A 22,579-nucleotide genomic window follows, 5' to 3' on the forward strand; every position below is an offset into this window, starting at 1 on the left:
TTGAGCCGACAAACATACAGCCTACCGGCAAAGCCCATGCAGCAAACACTCCTTTTTTTGATGGCGGTGGCCGCCGGAGCGATGCTGGCCATCCAGGCGGGCCTCAACAGCGGACTCGGGCGGGCGGTCAAAAGCCCCGTCTACGGGGCCTTTCTTTCCTTCGTGGCCGGGGGGGTGGCCCTGCTGGCGTACTGCCTGGTCACGCGGGTGCCGATGGGCAACATTCGCAGAGGGTTCGACCTGCCGTGGTACTACTGGATGGGGGGCGTGCTGGGAGCCTTTTACGTTTTTGCCATCATCGTTTTGGCCCCCCGGCTGGGCGTGGCGCTGACCATCGGACTTACCGTAGCCGGGCAGATGGTGTTCAGTCTGCTCATCGATCACTACGGTCTGATGGGCATCCCGGTGCATCCCACGAATTGGCTGCGGGTGCTGGGTATTCTGCTCATCATCGGCGGCGTCGTCATCCTACGTACCAACTAAACGATGCTTTGCCCAACGCGGCCGGAGCCGTACCTTCACCGCCCGCTAACGAACGTACATGGGTTGGTTTAAACGACTAAAGGACGGTATCCAAACGGCCACGCGCAATAAGAAGGAAGCCCCCGAGGGCCTCTGGTACCAGTGTCCCCGCTGCGGGGAAACCTCCACCCGCAAGGAGCTCAGGGAAAACACCTACAAGTGCCCTAACTGCAACTACCACGAGCGCATCGGTAGTGAGGAGTATTTCTCGCTGATCTTCGACGGTAGCTTTGAGGAGTACGAGTCGGACATGGAGGCCGTCGACGTGCTCCAGTTCAAGGACCTCAAGTCCTATAAGGACCGCCTGAAAGCCGCCAAGAAAAAGACCGGCCTTTCGGACGCCATCCGCGTGGCCCGCGGCAAGCTCAACCGCCGCCCCCTACTCATCGCGGCCATGGATTTTTCCTTCATCGGCGGCAGTATGGGCAGCGTGGTCGGTGAAAAGATCGCCTTTGCCATTGACGAGGCCCGCAAGACGCGCACCCCCCTACTCATTGTTTCGAAGTCGGGAGGTGCTCGTATGATGGAGGCCGCCTTTAGCCTCATGCAGATGGCCAAAACCAGCGTCAAACTGAGCCAGCTGGCTAAGGCCGGCGTACCCTACTTCAGTCTCATGACCGACCCTACCACCGGGGGCGTCACGGCCAGCTACGCCATGCTCGGCGACATCAACCTAGCGGAGCCTGAGGCCCTCATCGCGTTTGCCGGACCCCGCGTCGTGAAGGAGACGATCAAAAAGGAACTGCCGGAAGGCTTCCAGACCTCGGAGTTTCTCCTCGAGCACGGTTTCCTCGACTTCATCGTCGATCGCGCGGAGCTCAAAGAGCGCATGAGCGATCTGCTACACCTGTTCGAGTCTGCCCAGCGGCCGGCTTAGCTCCCCCTCCCGCAGCAGATCCCGCACCGTGCGCGCCAGGAGTACGCCGAGGCGAAGCCAGCTCACCGGTGTGGTGATCAGCGAGATACCCCGGATCAATCGGCTTACGAGCCCGATGAAGTACCGGGCTCCCTGCTGCATCCGTCGCAGCTGAGTGGAGTGCGCCCGTACGTCGTCACCCGTTGCCCGGCGATCCACGAAGGCGACCGTATCGAAGTCCAGGGCAAAGCGGGTAAGTACAACCGGCCGCTCCCCTACCCCCTTGCCCCCCAGCGTCACGAAGGGTCGACCCAGCAAATAGTGCCCGAAGTACCGAAAGCCCGCCACCAAAAGCCCCGTGCCCTCCTGGATCCGTTTGACCACCGCCTTAACGAAATCGAATACCGCGCCCAGTAGTACGCGTATGCCGCCGGCCAGCCAGCCCAGCACCCGCCCTACCGCCCGTGCGGCTCCCCGAATCAAGCCCCGTAGACCATAGTAGACCCGGCGGTGGGGATGGCGGTGCGGGTTGCCGTAGGCTGCACCAAGCTCCAGCTCTTGATCGTTAAATTCGGCGTCGAGCCGGTCAGCCCACCCCGCCTTTTCGATTTCGCCCCACAACCGATCCTCCTCTTCCTCCACCTCTAGGCTACTCGGCGGAGCGTAAGCATCTAGCAATTTACCCACTAACCGCAGGTCCACCAGCACCTCGCGGTCCACAATCTGCACTACGCGGTCAAGCTGTCGCTTACGAAGTACCGGTCGCTCGGTGTCGCGCTCCTGATCCACCAGGGCAAGCACCGCCCGGTGACTTAGCAAACCAAAAGCCCCGTCTAACACCCCGGTGTAAAAGCCGGCCCGCCAGAGGCCTAGCTGTAGCAGCCGGATCCCGAGGCGGTTGCTACCCGTGTCGGCGTGCCATTCACCGCGCTCGAGACGACGCGCCGCCCGGCGCTGGTCTGAGGCGACGACCCGGAGTCGCTGTGACGGGCCATCATCCACTATTTCGTACAGCAGGTAGTATCCACCACCCGCCTCGGGCAGGAAGCGGTTCTGTGCACGGTACAGTCGAAATAACTCCTCGCTGTCCAGCAGCAGGCGCTGCAAACTAGGGTGTAGCTGGCTAGCATCCCGTTCCGGTAGCAGCTCGCGGAGCCCACCCCGTAGCGAATTGTCCAGACTGTAGAGGAGCGGCAGCAGGCCCCGATCGAAGTACACCTTGCGCCGGCCCGTGCGCCCGCCGACGTAATCATGGAAATACACCCGCATCCGGAAGGCTAAGGACCGACCGTAGGCCGTGCGGTCGCCTATCCGGTAGGTCGAGTCGGGAGAGAGGTCACCGTCAAAGGAGGTGTAAAGCCCGAGCCGGTACACAACCTCCGTAAGGTGTTCCTGTAACCACTGCCTAGCGAGCTTGCCTCCCGCATCGGGGGGGAAGGGCGGTACTAGGGTACGCCGCCAGTACGGGTCTTCCCGGTAGAAGGTACCTACCGCTACCGTCAGGGTGTTAAGCTGTCCGAGGCTCGGCTTCCGATCCGCCGCCCGCAGTAGGTGCCAGCGCCGAAAAAAGTCTAGGCTCAGATAACCGAGGTCAGTTAGGTGCTGCACCAACTCGTGGTACTGCCCCCGGCGATTGCGCGTCGTTGGCCCGCCGCCCAGAAAGGTTTGACCGGTAGTAACGCCGAGCGACATCGCGTAGCGACGGGGCATCTCCACGGTCACCGCACTAACCACTGAGTCCACCACCGGCTCGGTGAGGTCCAGCATCTGTAGGCGCCGGCAACTGGCGATGAAGTCAGCCGGGGCCATGGTGCTACGCCTTGCTACCGAGCAGCAGCTTGGCGATGCCATCGGCCATGGCCGCCCGGGCGATCCCCGCTGCTTTGACGGTCTCGTTGTGAAACTCCAGGTAGACGGCCTCCTCCGGAGAGAGGTTCTCCTTGACGAAGGTGACCGTATCCCGGTCTAGGGAAACATGGGTGGCAGCCAGGGCTGCGATTTCGGAGTCTTTCTTGAGGATGCGCCCCTCCAACTGCCGCATGATGCGGCTAAATTTGAGGGGTTTGCTATCGTCATCGTCGCTGCCGCCCTCGAGGGCACTGACCTGTACGGTGAGGTTGCCGGTCAGGGTGACCACGTCCAGACTGGTCATGTCATTGATAAAGTCGCCAAAGGTTTTGTTTTCGGCCATGGGAATAGGATGTATAGTGGGGTGAGTAAGGTTTTATAACATACCGTCCTGTAAAAAGGGAAGTTGTGCGAGACTTAATCCCGGGACTCGTTCGAGCAGCTTACTGTGCAGCAGGGTGTAGCGAAAAGTGGGCTTTTCACCACCCAGATCCGGCGGCGTGTAGCAGAGCAAGAGATCGCTAAGTACGGTATAGGCCCCCATGGTAAGTCGCGGACCATCCGGCTGCCGGCGTTGTCCACGCTCGCCGTCGTTGCGGGCCGTATACGCGCTACAATCTATCCATTCACCGAGGTCGTTGCAGTAGGAGCTCCCACTGATCACCTGGCAACCCGCGCTCCAGTTGCTCAGGCCCAGTCCATTCCAGTGGATATTGATGGTCGGGTTGGGCCGGGGGTCGATGCCGTCGAACAGGTTATCGTCCGTCAGCGCATTGTGGCCGTGCACATCGCGCGCTACGATCACGCCCTTGGTGGCGGGTCGGGCGGCTTTGTAGATCCGTTGCCTGCGCCCGGGACCGATATTGTGCCAGTTGAAACGGAAGCGGTGCTGCCCCTCGATCAGGTAGGCCTCGCGGCGGCTGGCCGGGTTGGCGTCCACCGACCCACGGAAATAATAGGTGCGCCCGTCCAGCAGCAGGACGAACAGGTCGTCCGGGTCCCTCCGATCTGCAGCCCTCAGCGGCTGTTGGTCGTGCACTCGCAGTCCGATCAGCTGAGGCTCATCTGCCTCGAAGGACCAGTCGTCCGGCAGTAAGGTATCCCCCCGCTCTGAGAGTGTTGACACCACCCGGAGTTGATGACCCGGCGCCGCCCGATAGCGGGTCACGATACGGGCCAACCAGTCCATCCAGCGGTTGTAATCTGCGGTGGTGCCCACCGGCTCGCCCCAGCGACACCGTAGCCCCGCCCTCCGCCACCGCGCGATGTGCGACTCGGTGAGGGGTCCGACCATTCCGTCCGGCCAGAGCGACGCACCGTCGGGTGGATAGTGACCCTGCTCGGTAGTTCGTACATATTCCTGAAACAGCCGTACCGCCGCCTGCGTCACGTAGCCAAACACCCCGTCGTGGGTAGCGTGAGGCATAAAACCGGCCTGCTGTAGGAACTCCGTCAGCGCGGCAATTCGCCGGCCGGGTACGGCTTCCCAGGAGCACCATTGATTACGGCTGTCGTCGCGAAAGCGGTATTCTCCATCGGCAAAGCCCGTCGGATGGTGGTACACATCCAGATATTCTCGCTGCTGCGCCGTGTCAAATTCCAGGTGCTCGTCCACTCGCCCCAGTAGGAGTGCCATCATACTAACCGTCCGCTTTGCTGAATGTAACGGTTTCCAGCCCCGGCCATTGCATGTTAAGACCCTCCAGCTCGCGGAGTACGATTTCGGTCATGACGTAGTCGCGGTACCAGCGCTGGTCGACCGGCACGATGTGCCAGGGCAGCTCACTACGGGCCATCACATCCTCGTAGGCGGCACGGTATTCGCTCCAGTGCTCGCGCTCCTTCCAGTCGCCGTCGTTGTGCTTGTAGTACTTATCGGGCTCCTCCAGCCGTTCGCGGAGTTGCTCCTCCTGCTCCTCGTAGCTCAGATGGAGGTAGAACTTGAGGATCAAGGTGTTATTATCATTTTGCAAGAGGCGCTCAAAGGCGTTAATGCTATCAATTCGTTGGTCGACCTGCCGCTCGGTGATCCAGCTGTGTACCCGCTGGACGAGCACGTCTTCGTAGTGACTTCGATTAAAGATCACCATCTCTCCCTTGGCCGGCACCTCCTTGTGGATACGCCACAGAAAGTCGTGATCGAACTCCTCCTCCGTAGGTTTTTTCCAGCCCACGGCCCGCAGTCCGAACGGGGAGCAGGACCCAAAGACATGCTCCATAGCTCCATTCTTGCCACTCGCATCCATGCCCTGCAGGATGATCAGTACGGCGTGTTCGCCCTCGGCCACCAACTGTTCGTGTAATTCCGCAATCCGATCGGCACGCTCTTTGCTGATTTCCTTAGCCTCGTCCTTGTCCAGCTCCTCGGGGGCACGGGTAGAAATCTTACTCAGGTCGATCTTTGTCATTTCATACAGGGTTTAGGGGGCGGGGCCGCAGGTGCAGGCGAAATTACCAGAAGAATCCTACCAGGATGAAGGTGATGATCAGCAGCGCCAGGGCCTGGAAGCGGTAGTTTTTGTACCACACCACGCTACGCAACTCCGCGGTCTCGGCGGCGATGATGCCATCGTTCCAAGTGTAGTGTTCCACCTTTTCCAGCGGCGGCGGGGCGGTAGCCAGGCTGATGACGATGTTCAGCACGGCGCACGCAGCAAACAGGAAAAAAGTGCGGTGGAGAAAGTGCATTTCCAGGAAGGCATTGCTTTCCATTGACCCCCGGGCTACCAGCACCGACATGATCACATAAAGAATTGAAACCGCCGCACCGAAGAGCAGGCTATAGAATGCGCCGTCCCCGTTCGCCCGCCGGTAGAACATACCTACGATAAAGGCCGCTGCTACGGGAGGAGCGATAAAGCTGAGCACGATCTGCAGATACTCCCAGAGCGAAGCGGCCTTCTCAATCTGCGGCGCCCACAGACAGGCCAGGACCACCAGCACCAGGGTAGAGATCTGACCGATGCGTACCAACTGCTTACTGGTCAGATCGGGCCGGAGCTTGATGGCAAAGTCCATCGTGATCAGGGTCGAGGCCGAGTTGAACGTAGCGCTTACGGATGACATCATGGCGGCCAGCAGTCCGGCCAGTACCAGGCCGAGCACGCCCTGGGGGAGCAGGGTGAATAGCAGCAGCGGGTAGGTGGCGTTGGGGCAGTCCACCAGGTTTTGACACACCCCACCGTCGGGTAGCTGATAGTTCAGGCTCGGAATATCAAAATCGCGAAACAGCAGTATCGCCAGGGTACCAGGTAACACCATGATGAACAGCACGGGTAGTTTAAGTAGGCCGGCGAAGAGTGCCCCCCAGCGACCGTGGTCGAGGTCCTTGGCCCCCAGTACCCGCTGCACCATGAACTGGTTGTTGGCCCAAAAGTAGAACCCCAGAATGGGGGCTCCGAGCAGTAGGCCCGTCCAGGGCATGAAGCGGTCGTTGGCGGGGCGCACCAGGCTCAGGATCTCTTCGGCGTTCTGGGGGCTGTAGTAGGTGGATTCGTATACCCGTTCCGAGAGCGGTATCGTAGTGGTGGCCATCCCCTCCACGAGGCCCGAGGCGTCGGCGTCGATGTTATTGATGTTGGGCAATTCACCGGCCGCACCGAGGGCATTGAGTTGGGCGATCATCTCATCCCAGCCCCCCACCTGGTCGAAGGCGTAGTAGGTGATGAGGCAGCTTCCGATAATGAGTAGGATGGCCTGAATCACCTCGGTCTGGATGACCGAATTGAGTCCACCGGGCACCGTATAGGCCGCCGCGGCCAGGGCCAGGATCGACACGATGGCAAAGGTGGAAAGCCCCGGAAAGAGTAGTTTGAGCACCACCGTGCCCACGTAGAGCCCCGCCGCGGTGTCGATCAGTACATTGCCTACGATGGTCACGAAGCTGAAGTAGTAGCGGGAGCGTGCATCGTAGCGACGCTCCAGGAACTCCGGCATGGTGTACACCCTGGAGCGCAGGTAGAACGGCAGGAAGAAAATGGCGAAGAAGACCAGCACCACTGAGGCCAGCCACTCGTAGTTGAATACCTGAGTATTCGTCTTGGCGGCATCGCCGGCCAGTCCCACCAGCGTAGAACTGGATATGTTAGCCGCAAAGAGGGAGATGCCCACGATGGGCCAGGTCATGTTACGCCCGGCCAGGAAGTATTCCTCCGAGCTCTGGGCCTTGGCGGAGTAGAGTCCGTAGCCGATGATAAACACGGCGTACACCGCCATGACGATAATGTCGACGGTGGACAGGGCGAATGAATTCATGAAGCGACTTTAAGCAGGCAGGTGAGTGGCCGTAAATGAACGGGCCGTAAGTATACGGAAAAGTGGCGCTACGGCTACCGTCACTACCTCACCACCGGCCCTGCACCGGCGCGCCGCCGCCCGCCTGTTCGCTAAAGATTTTGCCCTACTTTCGTGGCCATGACCATTCGTCCGTTTCTCCTGCTCCTGCCCCTGCTAGTTTGCTGCGTGCCCCGGCCCGCCGTGCCACCCGCCCCGGTGGATGAGCTACGCGTGGAGATGACCTCGCCGGCCAAGGCCAGAAAACTCTTCGGAAATGAGCCGGTGTTCGAAGTGCTGCTGGAAGGATTGGAGTGGTCGGAAGGCCCCCTCGTACTGCCCGACGGACGGGTGCTCTGCTCCGATGTACCGCGCAACCACGTCCTACAGTGGTCGGCTGCCGGCGATGGGATCTTCCTGACTAACTCGGGCGATGCCGCCGATGACTACAGCCGCGAACCCGGTAGCAATGGCCTGGCCCTGAATGCCACCGGGGAGCTACTGCTCTGCCAGCACGGCAGCCGACGGATAGCCCGTATGGAAGCCCCGCTAGACGCCCCGGCCGCCAACTATGTAAGCGTGGCCGACCGCTACCGGGGCAAGCGTTTCAATAGCCCGAATGATCTGGTAGTAGCCACCGACGGGAGCATATTATTTACCGACCCGCCCTACGGACTGCCGGAGAACGGGGAGCGGGAGTTGGACTTCTGTGGCGTATACCGGGTAGACCCGCGTGGCACGGTGACGCTACTGACGAAGGACTACAGCCGGCCGAACGGCATCGGGCTAAGTCCGGACGGGAAAACCCTCTACCTCGGCAATTCCGACGGCCAGCGCGCGGTGGTGACCGCCACTCCGATCCTGGATAGCGCCTTTACCCTGGGCGAGCCGCGGGTGTTACTGGACGGTACTGCGCTGGTGGGAGAGCTACCCGGGCTTCCGGACGGACTGGCGGTTTCCCGTAGGGGTCGCATCTTTGCCACCGGTCCGGGCGGTGTGTGGGTGATGGAGCCCGACGGTAGGCTTATTGCCAGAGTACGCAGTCCCGCTCCGGTATCCAACGTTGCTCTGTCACCAGCCGAGGACTGGCTGTACCTGACGAACGACGACCGCCTGGTCCGTGTAAAAATGAACCTACCATGATTGAGTTGAACGATACGGACCTGCAGGAGGCGGCCACGGCCATCCGCCGCGGCATGGAGGTGTACGTGCACCGCGCACACGGTCGCATGCTCATCGCCGACGACCCGGAGCGCAACGTGCGGGCCGACCCCGAGGTCTTCGAAGCGGTGATGCAGGACGTGAGTACCGATCCGGATGCCTACGTGCACATCGAGCGGATGACTGCCCCGGAGGCCCTCAAGATCATGGCCGCCTTTACCGACCGGGTACGTAACCAGGAGCTGTGGCAGGCGCTGACCTATGCGCTGAAGCGACCGAATCCCTTCCAGAACTTCAAGGCGGAGCTCAGTCGGTTTCCGAAAAACTACGAGCGGTGGCGGGAGTTTCGCCAGGAGAAGTATACGGCCTACGTGCGGGCGAAGCTGGTCGAAGAGCAGTCCTAGCGCGTGGCTAACCAAGTGAGACGCATGCGGCGGACGGCCATCGACGTAGCGCGGTGGGACGCCGCCGTACTTCGGGATGCCACTCCCCTGCCCTACGGACTCCACTGGTGGCTGGATGCGGCTACCAATCACCGGTGGGATGGTCTGGTGCTGGACGATTACCGGGTGGTGCTGCCTCTACCGACCATGAAGCGATTTTGGATGTTACCGGCGGCCATTCGCCCCCCCTACACCCAGCAGCTCGGTCCCTACGGTGATGTGGTACCGGGAGATGCGGCCGACCTGCTCCAGGCAGTGCCGCGCACCTTTCAAACCGCACTGACCTTTGCCCCCACGCTCAACCCGGCAGAAATACCGCCACGGTACCACTACCGGCGTAGGATAAACTATGTGGTAGATTTATCTCCTCCCTTCAGTGTGGTTCGCAAGCGGTTTCCACGCACGCTGCAGGCCTACCTGCGGAAATCGATCAACGACACCTTGGAGGTCATGCCGACCGATCCGTTCGTAGCGCTGTGCCTGGAGCGACTCGGTGACCGCAAGGGCATCAAGGCCAGGCACTTTGAGTACCTGCGGCAAATTATCGATGCTGCCGTAGCGCAGGAGCTAGGTGCATGCTACCAACTGCGCGAGGAGGGTGAGCTGCTGGCGGCCGGCTTTTTTCCTACGTTACATCACCGTACGATCAACATAGCACCCGTTTCAACCGCCCGGGGACTTAAACGGCGGGGCATGAGTAGGCTGCTGGCGTTAATTATGGAGCGAGAGAGTGGCGTGCCCGGCGCGGTATTTGACTTTGAGGGTTCCGAGCTGCCGGGGGTACGGGAGTACTTCGCCAAATTCGGAGGGCAGGATGAGGGGTACTACCTACTGGAGAACATGCTGTTCGGACTGATGCGGTAAAACTGAGTAATTGATGAGCCGTTAGTACGCTAAAGCGTATCCTCCGTTATGCCAGAACTGCCCGAAGTTCACAACTTTAAGCTCTACTTCGATGCCGCCGCCACCGGTCAAACCATTACCGGGGTGCGGGTACACGACGACTACATCATCCGCAATATGCCGGGGCCGGCCTTCGCCGATGCCCTGAATGGCCGGCAGATCGTCGATAGCCTCCGTCGCGGCAAATACCTTTTTGCCAATCTTGACAACGGCCACGCCCTGTTGCTACACTTCGGCATGACGGGTGATCTCAACCTCTACCAGGACGAGGTAGATCGCCACAAATTCGAGCGCTTCGCCCTATACTTCGCCGATGGGAACATTTTGGGTTTTGATGACCCCCGCAAGTTTGCCCGCATCCTCTACCTGGATGATCGCGATGACTACATCGCCGAAATCAAGCTCGGCCCCGATGCCCTGGATATCACCCTCGACGAGTGGCTCGATACGGTGCGCGGTCGCAAAACCACCATTAAGGGCGTGTTACTCAATCAGAGCATCCTGGCCGGAGTAGGCAACCTCTACGCCGACGAAATTTGCTACCGCACCCGCATCCACCCCGCCGCGCGGGTCAACGAGCTCACGGACGTGCAGCTCACTGCGCTGCACGCCGAGACGGTAGCCGTGATGACCTACGGTACTGAAAACGCCCCCTACTACAAGGATTACCCCGAAGACTGGTTCTGGCACGTGTGGCGCGAGGAGGGAAAGACCGGTCCACAGGGCATCGGTGAGGTGAAGGTGACTAAGGTGGCAGGGCGGACTACGTATTACGTGGAGGGGTGGCAGAAGTAGCCTACATCCGCTCTGGCATCTCTATCCCCAGTAGGCCCATTCCATGTTTCAGCACATTGCCTACGGCCCGGCAGAGGCTTAGCCGGAAGGCCACCGCTGCCGGCGTATCGGCATTCAGGATACTCACGTCGTGCCAGAACTTATGCAGTGCTTTGGCCAGTTCGTAGCAGTACATGGCGACCACCGAGGGATCGTAGTTCGCCGCTGCATCCTGTACCAGGCCGGGATAGGCGTACAGCTGACTGATCAGCTCGCGCTCCGTAGGTTCCAACTCCGAATAGTCTGCCGCCGCCCCGAGCTGTGGCGTACCGGCCTTGCGCCAAACGGCCCGGGTACGCACGTAGGCATTCTGTACGTAGGGGCCGGTCTGCCCCTGTAGATCGACACTCTCCTTCGGGTCAAAGATCATGCGCTTCTGGGGCCCTACCTTGATGATCTGAAACTTGAGGGCGGCCATACCGATCTTACGAATGATTTCGCGGCGCTCGTCTTCCGACAGCTCGCTGGTGGCATCGCGTTCCAGGCTGGAGTTGTAGGCCTCCTGGATCACCTCGTCCATGAGGTCGTCGGCGTCCACTACGGTGCCCTCGCGACTCTTCATCTTGCCGGTGGGCAGATCGACCATGCCGTAACTTAGGTGGTACAATCCGTCGGCGTAGGGCTCCCCCAGACGCCGGAGGATTTCGAAGAGCACCTGGAAGTGGTAGTTCTGCTCGTCCCCTACGGTGTAGACCATGCGCTTGGCCCCGAAGTCGTCGTAGCGTAGGCGGGCCGTGCCCAGGTCCTGGGTGATGTAGAGACTGGTGCCGTCGCTGCGTAGGATGGCCTTCTGATCGAGCTTGGCGTCGGTGAGGTCTACGAAGACCGAACCGTCCTCCTTTTTGTAGAACACGCCTTTTTCCAGCCCGGCCTCAGCCATGTCCTTGCCCAGGAGGTAGGTATCCGATTCGTAATAGAGCTTGTCGAAGCTGACGCCGAGACGGCGGTAGGTCTCTTCAAAACCCTCGTACACCCATCCGTTCATCTTCTTCCACAGCGCAACCACGTCGGGCTCACCTTCTTCCCAGGCACGCAGCATTTCCTTGGCCGCCCGGCCTAGCTCACTGTATTCGTTGAAGTAGGTGTTCTGGTACTCCTTCCAGTAGGCTTTGCTACCCATCCCCTCCTTTCCCCCACTTTTCGTGAATTGCTCCTCCTGCCAAGCGGTATACTCCTTCTGGAACTCTTCCTCAAAGCGCACGTAGAACTTGCCCACGAAGTGATCGGGCTTCATGCCCGCCTGCGTAGGGGTTTTGCCCTCCCCGTAGCGTTGCCAGGCGAGCATAGATTTACAGATGGCGATACCGCGGTCGTTGATGATCTGCACCCGCTTGACGTCATAACCCGCCGCATCTAACAATTGACTGGTCGACCAGCCGAGGAGGATGTTGCGGACGTGCCCAAGGTGTAGGGGTTTATTAGTATTGGGGCTGCTAAATTCGACGACTACCCGCTCCTCGGTGCGGGGGGCTCGGCCGAAGTTCTCTTCCTGGGCTTGCTGGAGTAAAAAATCAATCCAGTAGCGATCGGCGATGACGAGGTTCAAGAAGCCCTTGATGACGTTGAAATCGGCGACCTCGTCGAGCTGTCCCTTCAGGTACTCCCCCAATTCTTGACCGATCTCCTCCGGCTTTTTGCGCGCCAGGCGGGTCAGGGGAAAGGTCACTACCGTGAACTCTCCGGCGAATTCCTTGCGCGTGGACTGTAGGGTGACGTCCACCGCGTCTGCGTCGAGCTGGTAAAGGGTTTGTAGTCCGGAACGGACACCCGCGGTCAGGAGGTCGGGGAGTTGCTGCATCATAAGGGCGGCAAAGATAGCCAACTCCCTACGGCCCAAACGGCCCGCAGCCGGCTTAAACGACCTCGGCCGGTGCAAGGCTTGCACGCAGCTGTTCCAACGCCTGCCCGGCTACGAGCCGAACTTTGCGGGAAGCATCCCCAGCCGCCGCATAGTGAGCCAGTAGGGGCAGGTACTGTGGGTCACCAAGGGTGGAGATAAGCCGTAATGCAGCGACCTTCAGCGCCGTATCCCGACCCCGCAGGGTACGGCGGAGGCTCTTAAATTCCTGACGGCGCAGCTTAGCCATATTGTCGTCCGGGCTGGGGAAGGTTCGATCCTGCTCGGCGAGCTGCCGCTGCCGGCGGTCGAGCAGGGGAATGATGAGGCGCTTGAGGGAAAGTTCAAGCAGGTTATCCAGGAACTCAATTCCACTCACCTGAGTCGCTACCTGATCACTCTGGAGGGCCAGGTGCACGGGAATAATATCAGCCGGCGGGTAGCGTAGCCCGAGTAGGCGGAAAAGTCGGTTGAAGGTTCCGGACATACGCTGTCGCAGCAGACCGGTATAGGACTCGCGGTAGGTGAGCTCCTCGTCGGACTGTGCAACGTGCAACAACGTATACTGCACACTGAGCTGCTGTTGTTGGCTGTCGTACACCCGTGCCTCGGCCACAATGTTGCGGTACACCCACTTGGGGGACACGCCGAGTCTGGGAAAGTCCCTCCGCAGGGCATTCAGGGCCCGCAGCACCTCCATGCGCAGGGGTAGATCGTGGGGGAAGTGCCGCTCGAGCAGGGAAAGGAGCAGTTCTACGGTCTGCTGCCGATCGATCTTTTCTAGCACCGAGGGCAGTCTACGTACCTCGCCCAGGGAAAGCTCCCCCGAGCGGATAAGCCCCGGGATCGTCGTCAGCAGTCCGCCCTGGTACTGCACCAGCGCATTGATCACCAGCGGACGCAACCTGGGCTCCACAATCAGGTGTAGCAGGGGTACGATCAGCTCCTCGTGTAGGCTCTCGCCGGCGGCTAGCACTGCATAGCGCAGGATATGTTCTTCCTCCCGGAGCAGACAGCGCTGAATGAAAGCCCGCCCCGTGGCCGTATTCGATCTGCCGGCGGCTTTGAGCAGGTGTAAATACCAGGCGCTACGCGCATCGGTGGGCAGCTCCGCCAGTTGCCGAATCCGCCTGCGTAAGCGCTTATCTACCTTCCACGCCCGCCGGGCGTACTCATTGTGGGCCGTCTCGGAGGCCAGGCTCACGAGCGCCGCGCCGGCCGTCGCGATGTCCTCGCTCGCTAGCAGGGGCTCCAGCACCTCGCGGCCTACCGCCTCGGGGCGACTAAACAGGTAGTCATAGGCCGCCGCACGTACCTGCAGTTCCGGATCATTCAACAGGGGGATTACCTCTTCCAGCAGCTCCGCCCCGGGCTGCAGGTAGAGGCTGCGCAGGGCCCGGGAGCGGACGCTCGCCGACGGGTGGGTAAGGAGTTTACGCACGGGCTCGTGAAAGGTGTCATCGGCTAGATCGTCCGCCCGTTCCAGTACGTAGAGCAACTGCTTTTCGTGGGTACTCATCTGTCCTTCCTCCAGTACCTGTAGAAAACTGGCCATCACCTTGCGGTGGTGACTCTTCAGCCGGTTACGGTGTTCCTTTGGCTTAAGGTGGGAGAGCTGGGCGCGGAAGGCCTCGATATACTCCTCGCGGATCAGCACCACACTGATCAACCAGCCCACTACCAGCAGCAGCACGCACCAGCTGATCGCGGGGGCTGAAATGCCTAGAACCTGGGTAAGCGCAATGAGGAGTATCCCACCGAGCCCACCGGCCAGACTATCGACAAAAACGTCGATGTAGGTTTTTACTTTCTTCTTCGTGTCCTCGTCCAACGGCAGGAACAGCATTTCCACACTAGCCCGACTTAGACTCTGCTTTAGGCTCCCGTCGACAGACCGGCTGAGGGTGGCGGCATTCAATCCCGGCACGAAGAGCATCACGATGGCGCCGATGCCCAGGCCGATCGGCAAGAACAACAGCGCGCCACTCACCCCCAGACCTTGCACCACGCGGTGGGTAAGCACCAACTGGATCACCAGCGCCACGATGTTAAAGGTCGAGTACCAGAACCCGAAAAAGGCCGCCAGCCGATCCTGATCGCCGTAACGTTCGGCCGCCAGCACACTGAATTGGTAGTCTACCAGCTTAGCCGCCGTCACGCTCAGCGCCACGATACCACATAGCAGCAGCAGGTGCTTGCTCTCCAGAATGAGCCGGTGGGGCGCCTCATAGGCAGCACTCACCTTCTTTTTCCGCGCTACCACGCTCTGTTTACGCGCTACGTACCGTCGCCAGATCACCGCCGTAAGCACCAGGCAGGGCACCAGCAGGGCTGCGGCCAGTAAAATCAGATTGCGCGTTCCAATCTCGCGCGCCAGTAGGGTAGTCAGGTAGCCCCCGGTTATCCCCCCCGCGATAGCCCCCGCGCCGATCAGTCCGAACAGCCGCTTGGCCTGCCGTACGTCAAACACAAAGCTCGCCATCATCCAAAACTGCGAGGCCGCCAGTACCCCAAACAGGGCCGTCCACAGGTAGAGCACCGCAGCCACCGTGGGCCGTGCTAGGGGTAGACGAATGAAACTCGCGCAGCCCAGTAACACCAGTAAGCAGACGACCAGCGATATAACGCTGACCCTCAGTAAACTGTACCGCCTGAGCGCAGCAGCGTATCCGGTGCTCACGATGGCCGCCAGCACCGCCGTGGCCAGAAACATATATGGCAGTCCTACCGCCCCGTACTCCGAGAGAAAAAGCGCGCTAGCCGTGGGCTTGATGATCAGCAGCGCACAGATGATCAGGAACACCAGCAACTGGAGCAGCACGACCGCCCCCCACTCCCCCGGGCGGGCACGAAACACTCTACTCAAAACCTGCTGCATACCGATGTGTTACCTTCCTATTACCCTAACGATAATCCCCCCACAAATGTCTACTTCTCCGAAATTTGGTGAGGCCCTCGCCGAAATTACCAATACCTCGCGCCTAGAAACCATCATCCTGGGCGGCGGCTGCTTCTGGTGCGTCGAGGCCGTTTTCCTGGACATCCAGGGCGTCGAGCGCGTCATCAGTGGCTACGCCGGTGGCACCGCCGCCACGGCAAATTACGAAGCCGTCTGTAGCAAGCGCACCGATCATGTGGAGGTTATCCTGGTGGAATTCGATCCTCAGGTCATCACCCGCGCTGAGATCCTCGAGATCTTTTTCGCCGCCCACGACCCCACCACTCCCAATCGCCAGGGCAACGACACCGGCCCCCAGTACCGCAGCGCCATCTTCTATACGGATGAGGCCCAAAAGCAGGCCGCCGAGGAGGCCATCAGGCAGGCCACGGAGCTCTACGGCAAACCGGCCGTCACCGAGCTCATCCCCTTCCACACCTTCTACCCCGCCGAAGACTACCACCAAAACTACTACAACAAGGTCGGCGACCGCAACAGCTACTGTAGCTTTGTGATCACGCCCAAGGTGAGCAAGATCCGTAAGAAGTACGCCCACCGCCTCAAGTCCCGTGCATGAACACCTGCCTACCGCGTCTTGTACTGCTGTTTTTTACCTGCCCCATCTTCCTCGGGGCCCAATCTCCCTCCACTTCCATGGACACCACCTCCTATAGTCTCGGCATCGTACTGAGCCAGAACCTGAAAAGTCAGGGATTCGACAGCATCGACGCCAGCAGCCTGGCCAAGGGGTTTGAAGAAGGCTTCGCCGGCACGGCCAACATCACCCCCGAGCAGGCCAATCAGTACATCCAGCAGTACTTGCAAAAAGCAGCCGCGGCCGCCGGTGCAAGCGCCCGGAAGGAGGGCGAGGACTTCTTAGCACAAAATGCCAAACGCCCCGAGGTGCAGGTCACCGACTCGGGCCTCCAGTACGAAGTCCTACAGGAAGGAAGCGGAGCCAGCCCCTCGGCTACCGAGACGGTCCGCGTACACTACCACGGTACCCTCATCGACGGCACGGTCTTTGACAGCTCGGTAGACCGCGGCGAGACCATTGAATTTCCCCTGAACCGGGTCATCTCCGGTTGGACGGAGGGTCTGCAGTTGATGAAGGAGGGCGCCAAGTACCGCTTCTACATTCCCTACGACCTGGCCTACGGCCCGCAGGGATCACCCCCGACTATCCCCCCCTACGCGGCGCTCATTTTCGATGTTGAGCTATTCGAGGTTAAATGATCGAGGCCACCGGCTCGGCGGTCTCTGCCGCGGGAGCGATATGAAACAGCTGCTGAAGCAGCTGCATGGCCTCATCGGCAGCACCCATGGTGTAGGCGGCCCCCGTCAGGGTAGCGGCGGTGATCAGGAAAGTAATCACGCGGGCCTGACGGCGGCGCTTCCGGTCGTTCTTGAGGGTAATGGAGCTCATCGTTTGGATCAGTTTTGTCGTTATACCAAGGCAACGTTCAATATAGGAAGCCTCATGTGCCTGGGAAAAGACGTAACACAATTTTAAGGGCCGGTGTGCCAGCCGTTTACGGAGCGGTAGCCCATTATGGGGAAACGGTCAGTTCTCATTCATCCCGCCTTTTATGTCCCTGGAAACTACCTACACCACCCTGTCCCGCGAGGTCGCCGCCGCCGATGCCCGACTCATCGCGGTGAGTAAAACGCACCCCGTGGCCCTGATTCAGCAGCTCTACGACCTGGGCCACCGCGACTTTGGAGAAAATCGCGCCGAGGAATTAGCGGAAAAAGCCCCACAGCTACCCGATGATATCCGCTGGCACTTCATCGGGCACCTACAGCGCAATAAAGTCAAGCTGATCACCCCTCTCGTGCACCTGCTCCACTCCGGCGATAGCCTCCGACTGCTGCGCGAGCTCGACCGCAGGGCCGATGATCGCCGCATCGATGTGCTGCTACAATTTCATATTGCACGGGAGGAAAGTAAGTACGGCCTGAGCCGGGACACCGCCCGAGAGCTCCTGGAGGAGATAGGAGTCGACCCCCTACACCACGTTCGGATCACGGGAGTCATGGGTATGGCCACCTATACCGATGACGGGGCGCAGGTGGAGTCGGAGTTCCGCGAGCTCCACGAAATCTTTCGTGAACTAAAGGAGCAGTACTTCGCTGACGACCCGGCATTCACCGAAATCAGTATGGGCATGAGTGGCGATTATGCGATTGCCCTACGGCAGGGTAGCTCGCTGGTTCGGATCGGCTCACTACTCTTCGGAGCGCGCAACAGTTAACCCTGCCCCACCCCACTAGGAGGCGTATAGAGTAGGGGAAAAAATTGCCCTTCCATCTTCTCACCCTCCGCAATAGCCGGCACGCCCTCCAGCAATTGCTCGTTGACGTTCGACCGGGTACCGTCGGCGAACACGTTAAGGACGAAGGCCCGGCGGGAGTGGTCCGACCGGTTGGCGTAGGAGCCATGCACGAGCAGCGGATGGTGGAAGGTGCCGTAGCCCGCCTTCATCTCGATGGCTACCTTATTGTCAAAGGCCCGTTGTTGCGCTGGATCGAGGTGGGCGTACAGCCCCTCCATGTCTCCGGCCAGTGCCGTCTTGTTGAGCAACTTCCAGCGGTGAGAACCCGGGATATACTGGAGGCAGCCATTGGCCTCGGTGGCATCGTCGAGTCCGGTCCAGCAGGTGAGGTGTTGGATGGGACCGGTGCGGGTCCAGTAGCTGTAGTCCTGGTGCCAGGCCACGACGCCACCGTGGTGGGCCGGCTTACAGAACAGCTGGTCGTGCCAAAAGCGCACCGCCTTGTTTCCCAGCAGCTGGGAAGCAGCCACCACGAAGCGCGGATTCCAGAGTACGTCGTGGAAGCCCGGCGTGAGCCGCCAGTGGCCCAGGCTATGGAAGAGCACGGCATCGGAGTCACCGCTTTCGTTGCTGTGGAACTCGTAGAATAACTCATTGCCCGGGTGCTCGGGATCGGCGATCGCGGTAAGCTCGTCGCGCAGTTGTTGGAGCTGTGCCTCTTGCAGCAACTTTACATTACTCAAATAGCCATTTTCTTCGAAAAACTCAACCTGCTCGTCCGGTAGACGGTACCGTTCCCAGGCCTCTTCCGCACTCAGGCGGGGAAACATTCGGCTTACCGGTTCGGCAGCGAAGGATAGATCGCGGTAGGACATGTGGGGCATATGTGGACTGATAAAGATATAAAGCATGCACCGCTACCACCGCCAGGATAGCACCCGCATCTGTTTGTTCCCCTGCGCCAGATCCAGCACTCGCTCTTCCACTACTCCCAACGCCTCCAGCTGCTGATGGGCGGCACTTAAGTACCCCCGTTGAGACACTAGGCAGGTAAACCATTTCACCTGCTCCCGGCAGATACTACTCTCGGCAATCATAGTCCTAAGAAAGCGTGCCTCACCCCCAGGCGTGGTCAGCTCCGCATCGTGACCGGCAAAGGTGAGGCCCCGATCCCGCTTACCGAGCTTGGTCCACTTCGTACGGCCAGCCGTTAGCGCGGTGGGCCGGTCGGTGTGGAACGGCGGATTACACATCGTCAGATCGAAGCGTTCCCCGGGCAGCAGTACGCCGGCAAAAATATGGCCTGCGTCGTTCTGCTGCCGTACCTCTACGCCCCTCAGGCCCGGATTAAACTGTACAATGGCCCGGGCTACTTTAATGCTTTTGGGATTAACATCGGTACCCACAAACCGCCAGCCGTACTCCCGCGTACCCAAGATTGGATAGATTACGCTAGCCCCAGTGCCTATATCCAGCACGCGCTCGGTCCGGGGGGCCAGATCGGCTAGCAGGTGTATATAATCGAGCCGCCCCGGTACCGCCGGGGTGAGGTACCCCCGGGGCAAATCCCAGTGTTCGAGGTCGTAGTCGCGCTTCAGCAGGGTGCGGTTGAGCAGGTACACGGCGCGGGCCTTGGTAAAGTCAAGCGTGGTGTGCCCATCCGGGGCGTTACGCAGGTAGTCAGCCATCTCCGGCTCCAGGTCCAGCAGCGCAGCAAAATCGTGTTTGCCCCCGTACCGGTTCTTAGTGTGCATGAGGTAAAATTACCTTTTGGTAGGCGCACTACCGGATAGTAAGCGGGTTATGCCCCAGCACCCTAGATAACACGAATGAAGATTTATCACTGCGGCAACTGTAGTTACCCCGTATACTTTGAAAATGTCGTCTGCAGCAATTGCGGGTTCTGGCTGGGCTACAACAGCCAGCAAGACCAGATGGTCGCCCTTACCCCCGGCCAGTCCAGCTGGCAACCCTACGGCGATACCACCGCCACCTTCATGTACTGCGGCAACCACGCCTACCAAGCCTGTAACTGGCTCATCCCCCAGGACGATGCCACCGGCCTTTGCGTAGCCTGCGATCTCAATCGCACCGTACCTAATCTAGGCGATCCCGTGCAGCTCAACGAGTGGCAGGAATTAGAGGCAGCCAAGCACCGGCTCGTTTACGCCCTACTCCGTATCGGCCTACCCGTCCAGGACAAAATGACCTACCCGGAGCACGGACTGGCCTTCGATTTCCTAGCCGACCAGCCCGGACAGGACCGCGTCATGACCGGTCACGACGAGGGCCTCATCACCCTCAATGTCGAGGAGGCCGACCCTGCTAAGCGAGAAGCAAACCGCGTGCAACTTCACGAAAAGTACCGTACCCTGGTGGGGCACTTTCGCCACGAGGTCGGCCACTACTATTGGGATGAACTCGTTGCCAGCAACCCCACCCTGCTGGCCGACTTCCGCCAGCTCTTCGGGGATGAGCGCGCCGACTACGGCCAGGCCCTGCAGAAGCACTATAAGGAGGGTGCACCCGCCGACTGGGAATCCCGCTTTATCAGCACCTACGCCACCTCCCACCCCTGGGAGGACTGGGCCGAAACCTGGGCCCACTACCTGCACCTGCTCGACCTCCTCGAATCCGCCCACGCCTTCGGCCTACAGGTCGACCCGCCGGGCATGCCCGAGCTCACGATGCAGGCCCGTGCGGATTTCGATCCCTACGCCGATCGCGATATGGACCGCATCCTCAGCACCGCCGTACCCATCACCTTCGCCGTCAACAGCATCAACCGCGGCATGGGCCGACCGGACCTGTACCCCTTCGTACTCAACGGTCCGGTACGGGAGAAGCTAGCTTTCATCAATCGCGTCGTATCGTCCGCACCCGTAACCCTCGCCAGCTAGCCTCTCCCGACGCGCGGTGCTAAATTGGCGGCGATGGACACCCTGCCCCTCTCCCAGCTCGCCGCCTTTATCCGCCGCGTCTTCGCCCTTAATCTGCCCGAGGCGGTATGGGTAGCGGCCGAGCTCGGACAGGTCAGTACCTCGCGCGGCCACACCTGGCTGACCCTGGTCGAAAAGGAAGCGGAGGGTGATGCGATCGTGGCCCAGCTCGACGCCGTGGTGTGGGCCAGTGGGCTCAAACGGATGAATAAACTACACGGCCCGAAGCTGGTCCGCGACCTGTTTCAGGAGGGCATGTCGGTCCGCTTGCAGGTCACCACCTCCTTCCACGAGCGCTTCGGACTCAAGCTCATCGTGGAAGACATCGACCCGGCCCATACCATTGGCAGCCTGGAACGCCGCCGGCGGGCTACCCTCGAGGCACTGTCCGGCGACGGACTCCTCGACCGCAACGCTAATCTACCCCTGCCACTAGTCCCCCAACGCCTGGCCGTGATCAGCTCGGATACCGCCGCCGGGCTCGCCGACTTTCAGCGGCAACTGGACGATAACCCCTACGGCTACGCATTCGCCACGGAGCTCTACCCCGCCGCGATGCAGGGGGGCCAGACGGGGGAGGAAGTCACCGCTCGCCTGCGGCAGATCGCCCGCCGCCGCCACGAGTACGACCTTATCGTACTGGTACGGGGGGGCGGTGGAAAAACGGACCTAGCTGCCTTCAACGAGGAGGCCATCTGCCGGGCCCTCGCCGATGCTCCCCTGCCGGTACTGGCCGGTATCGGCCACGAGATCGACGATACGGTGGCCGACCGGGTAGTGCACCGCAGCCTCAAAACCCCTACGGCAGTTGCCGTTTACCTCATTGAGCAGTTGCTCCGGGCCGAAAGTCGTGCCCTTCACCTGGGTCGAAGTATCACCACCACGGCCGGCCAACTTCGGGCTCAGCAAGCGACCCGGCTGGTGCGTTACGCCGGGGAGGTCGACCGGGCCGCGGCTACCTCACTACAGTCTGCGCACCTGCGCGCCGCCGCCCTCCTGGACGAACTGCAGCGGACGGCCCAGCAGAGTGTGGCGGTGACGCAGCAACGCCTGGACCACTACGGGGTGCTGCTCGACGCCCTACGCCCCGAGACCACCCTGGCGCGAGGTTATGCCCTGGTGAGTCAGCACGGAAAACTGGTGACCGGTCCCGACATGATCGAAACCGGAGTAGTGACGCTACGCCTACGCGATGGCCGCATAAAACTGCAGAAGCCTTAGGCCCCGAAACCGATCGACTTCTTCGCAGTCTTGTTGGTGGTGTACAGTTCGGCCATGCGAATGGCGGTCACGGCGGCCTCCACGCCCTTGTTGCCGTATTTGCCGCCGGCACGGTCTTGGGCCTGCTCGTGGGTGTTGGGGGTGAGCACGCCGAAGATGTAGGGCTTGCCGGTGGCGATGCTGAGGTTGACCAGTCCCTGGCTGACGGCGTTGTTGATGTACTCGTCGTGCTTCGTCTCTCCTTTAATGACGCAGCCGAGGCAGATGATGGCGTCGAGCTTTTCACGACCGGCCATAATGCGTGCGCCGGCGGGCAGCTCGAAGGTGCCGGGCACCTGCATGGTGTGGATCTGATCGGCCACGGCCCCGTGTTTGATGAGGGTGTCGTAGCAGCCTTCGTAAAGCTTATGGGTGATATCTTTATTCCAGTCGGCGACCACGATCCCAAAGCGGAGTTTGGCCGCATCGGGTACATTGGTCGCGTCGTAGTCACTGAGGTTGCTGAGGGCGGAGGCCATGGCGGGGTAAT

The 22,579-nt window shown here is 60.6% G+C and carries 22 protein-coding genes; 11 read left to right on the top strand and 11 right to left on the bottom strand.

The window, feature by feature from the left end; genetic code table 11:
• The gene (locus ACOOHD_RS05485; protein ID WP_420460569.1) at nt 1-483 is read left to right on the top strand and encodes a DMT family transporter; all 483 of its coding nucleotides are present in this window, start codon (nt 1-3) and stop codon (nt 481-483) included.
• A 58-nt stretch (nt 484-541) separates the two neighbouring features.
• Nucleotides 542-1,399, top strand: a complete 858-nt coding sequence (gene accD / locus ACOOHD_RS05490) for an acetyl-CoA carboxylase, carboxyltransferase subunit beta (RefSeq protein WP_420460570.1) — start codon at nt 542-544, stop codon at nt 1,397-1,399.
• On the opposite strand, the gene ACOOHD_RS05495 is transcribed toward accD, so the two are convergent.
• From ACOOHD_RS05495 to ACOOHD_RS05515, 5 genes are read right to left on the bottom strand one after another with little or no spacing between them, the layout of a single operon-like run.
• A complete protein-coding gene (locus tag ACOOHD_RS05495) occupies nt 1,364-3,187 on the bottom strand; it encodes a hypothetical protein (RefSeq protein WP_420460571.1) in 1,824 nt (607 codons plus the stop codon). The genes accD and ACOOHD_RS05495 overlap by 36 nt on opposite strands.
• Before the next feature lie 4 nt (nt 3,188-3,191).
• Nucleotides 3,192-3,569, bottom strand: coding sequence for a hypothetical protein (locus ACOOHD_RS05500; protein ID WP_420460572.1), 378 nt, complete (start codon nt 3,567-3,569; stop codon nt 3,192-3,194).
• Between the two features lie 33 nt (nt 3,570-3,602).
• Nucleotides 3,603-4,865 (bottom strand): peptidoglycan-binding domain-containing protein, encoded by a 1,263-nt coding sequence (locus ACOOHD_RS05505; RefSeq protein WP_420460573.1) that lies wholly within the window; start codon nt 4,863-4,865, stop codon nt 3,603-3,605.
• Between the two features lies 1 nt (nt 4,866).
• Entirely contained in the window at nt 4,867-5,634 is a 768-nt protein-coding gene (locus ACOOHD_RS05510; RefSeq protein ID WP_420460574.1) for a PPK2 family polyphosphate kinase, read from the bottom strand.
• A 43-nt stretch (nt 5,635-5,677) separates the two neighbouring features.
• Complete coding sequence (locus ACOOHD_RS05515; protein ID WP_420460575.1) at nt 5,678-7,480, bottom strand: sodium:solute symporter; 1,803 nt, start codon at nt 7,478-7,480, stop codon at nt 5,678-5,680.
• Nucleotides 7,481-7,639: 159 nt separating this feature from the next.
• On the opposite strand from ACOOHD_RS05515, the gene ACOOHD_RS05520 reads away from it, so the two are divergent.
• From ACOOHD_RS05520 to ACOOHD_RS05535, 4 genes are read left to right on the top strand one after another with little or no spacing between them, the layout of a single operon-like run.
• Nucleotides 7,640-8,641 (top strand): SMP-30/gluconolactonase/LRE family protein, encoded by a 1,002-nt coding sequence (locus ACOOHD_RS05520; protein WP_420460576.1) that lies wholly within the window; start codon nt 7,640-7,642, stop codon nt 8,639-8,641.
• Nucleotides 8,638-9,063, top strand: coding sequence for a UPF0158 family protein (locus ACOOHD_RS05525; protein WP_420460577.1), 426 nt, complete (start codon nt 8,638-8,640; stop codon nt 9,061-9,063). Before ACOOHD_RS05520 ends, ACOOHD_RS05525 begins: the two co-directional genes overlap by 4 nt.
• A gap of 24 nt (nt 9,064-9,087) precedes the next feature.
• On the top strand, nt 9,088-9,966 hold the full coding sequence (locus tag ACOOHD_RS05530; protein WP_420460578.1) for a hypothetical protein: 879 nt from the start codon (nt 9,088-9,090) through the stop codon (nt 9,964-9,966).
• A gap of 48 nt (nt 9,967-10,014) precedes the next feature.
• Nucleotides 10,015-10,800 (top strand): Fpg/Nei family DNA glycosylase, encoded by a 786-nt coding sequence (locus tag ACOOHD_RS05535; RefSeq protein ID WP_420460579.1) that lies wholly within the window; start codon nt 10,015-10,017, stop codon nt 10,798-10,800.
• Nucleotide 10,801: 1 nt separating this feature from the next.
• On the opposite strand, the gene argS is transcribed toward ACOOHD_RS05535, so the two are convergent.
• On the bottom strand, nt 10,802-12,637 hold the full coding sequence (gene argS, locus ACOOHD_RS05540) for an arginine--tRNA ligase (RefSeq protein WP_420461406.1): 1,836 nt from the start codon (nt 12,635-12,637) through the stop codon (nt 10,802-10,804).
• 55 nt (nt 12,638-12,692) lie between these two features.
• The gene (locus tag ACOOHD_RS05545) at nt 12,693-15,554 is read right to left on the bottom strand and encodes an Npt1/Npt2 family nucleotide transporter (RefSeq protein WP_420460580.1); all 2,862 of its coding nucleotides are present in this window, start codon (nt 15,552-15,554) and stop codon (nt 12,693-12,695) included.
• Nucleotides 15,555-15,600: 46 nt separating this feature from the next.
• Here ACOOHD_RS05545 and msrA point away from each other — a divergent pair, with 46 nt between their 5' ends.
• Both msrA and ACOOHD_RS05555 read left to right on the top strand, forming a co-directional pair.
• A complete protein-coding gene (gene msrA / locus ACOOHD_RS05550) occupies nt 15,601-16,191 on the top strand; it encodes a peptide-methionine (S)-S-oxide reductase MsrA (RefSeq protein ID WP_420460581.1) in 591 nt (196 codons plus the stop codon).
• Nucleotides 16,192-16,268: 77 nt separating this feature from the next.
• Nucleotides 16,269-16,850: an FKBP-type peptidyl-prolyl cis-trans isomerase gene (locus ACOOHD_RS05555; RefSeq protein ID WP_420460582.1), complete on the top strand. Its 582-nt coding sequence runs from the start codon at nt 16,269-16,271 to the stop codon at nt 16,848-16,850.
• Here the strand turns inward: ACOOHD_RS05555 and ACOOHD_RS05560 are convergent.
• Nucleotides 16,843-17,040, bottom strand: coding sequence for a hypothetical protein (locus ACOOHD_RS05560; protein WP_420460583.1), 198 nt, complete (start codon nt 17,038-17,040; stop codon nt 16,843-16,845). The two genes, ACOOHD_RS05555 and ACOOHD_RS05560, sit on opposite strands and share 8 nt — an antisense overlap.
• Before the next feature lie 163 nt (nt 17,041-17,203).
• On the opposite strand from ACOOHD_RS05560, the gene ACOOHD_RS05565 reads away from it, so the two are divergent.
• Nucleotides 17,204-17,869, top strand: a complete 666-nt coding sequence (locus ACOOHD_RS05565; RefSeq protein WP_420460584.1) for a YggS family pyridoxal phosphate-dependent enzyme — start codon at nt 17,204-17,206, stop codon at nt 17,867-17,869.
• On the opposite strand, the gene ACOOHD_RS05570 is transcribed toward ACOOHD_RS05565, so the two are convergent.
• Nucleotides 17,866-18,765, bottom strand: a complete 900-nt coding sequence (locus ACOOHD_RS05570) for a phytanoyl-CoA dioxygenase family protein (RefSeq protein WP_420460585.1) — start codon at nt 18,763-18,765, stop codon at nt 17,866-17,868. The genes ACOOHD_RS05565 and ACOOHD_RS05570 overlap by 4 nt on opposite strands.
• 42 nt (nt 18,766-18,807) lie before the next feature.
• Nucleotides 18,808-19,644 (bottom strand): 23S rRNA (adenine(1618)-N(6))-methyltransferase RlmF, encoded by an 837-nt coding sequence (gene rlmF / locus ACOOHD_RS05575; RefSeq protein ID WP_420460586.1) that lies wholly within the window; start codon nt 19,642-19,644, stop codon nt 18,808-18,810.
• A gap of 75 nt (nt 19,645-19,719) precedes the next feature.
• Between rlmF and ACOOHD_RS05580 the strand changes: the two genes are divergently transcribed.
• Complete coding sequence (locus ACOOHD_RS05580) at nt 19,720-20,790, top strand: zinc-binding metallopeptidase family protein (protein ID WP_420460587.1); 1,071 nt, start codon at nt 19,720-19,722, stop codon at nt 20,788-20,790.
• A 33-nt stretch (nt 20,791-20,823) separates the two neighbouring features.
• A complete protein-coding gene (gene xseA, locus ACOOHD_RS05585; RefSeq protein ID WP_420460588.1) occupies nt 20,824-22,050 on the top strand; it encodes an exodeoxyribonuclease VII large subunit in 1,227 nt (408 codons plus the stop codon).
• Here the strand turns inward: xseA and ribH are convergent.
• A complete protein-coding gene (gene ribH / locus ACOOHD_RS05590; RefSeq protein ID WP_420460589.1) occupies nt 22,047-22,568 on the bottom strand; it encodes a 6,7-dimethyl-8-ribityllumazine synthase in 522 nt (173 codons plus the stop codon). The two genes, xseA and ribH, sit on opposite strands and share 4 nt — an antisense overlap.
• Nucleotides 22,569-22,579: the final 11 nt, after the last annotated feature.

Origin of the sequence: Neolewinella sp. (assembly GCF_965214665.1) — a bacterium.
Taxonomy (GTDB): domain Bacteria; phylum Bacteroidota; class Bacteroidia; order Chitinophagales; family Saprospiraceae; genus Neolewinella.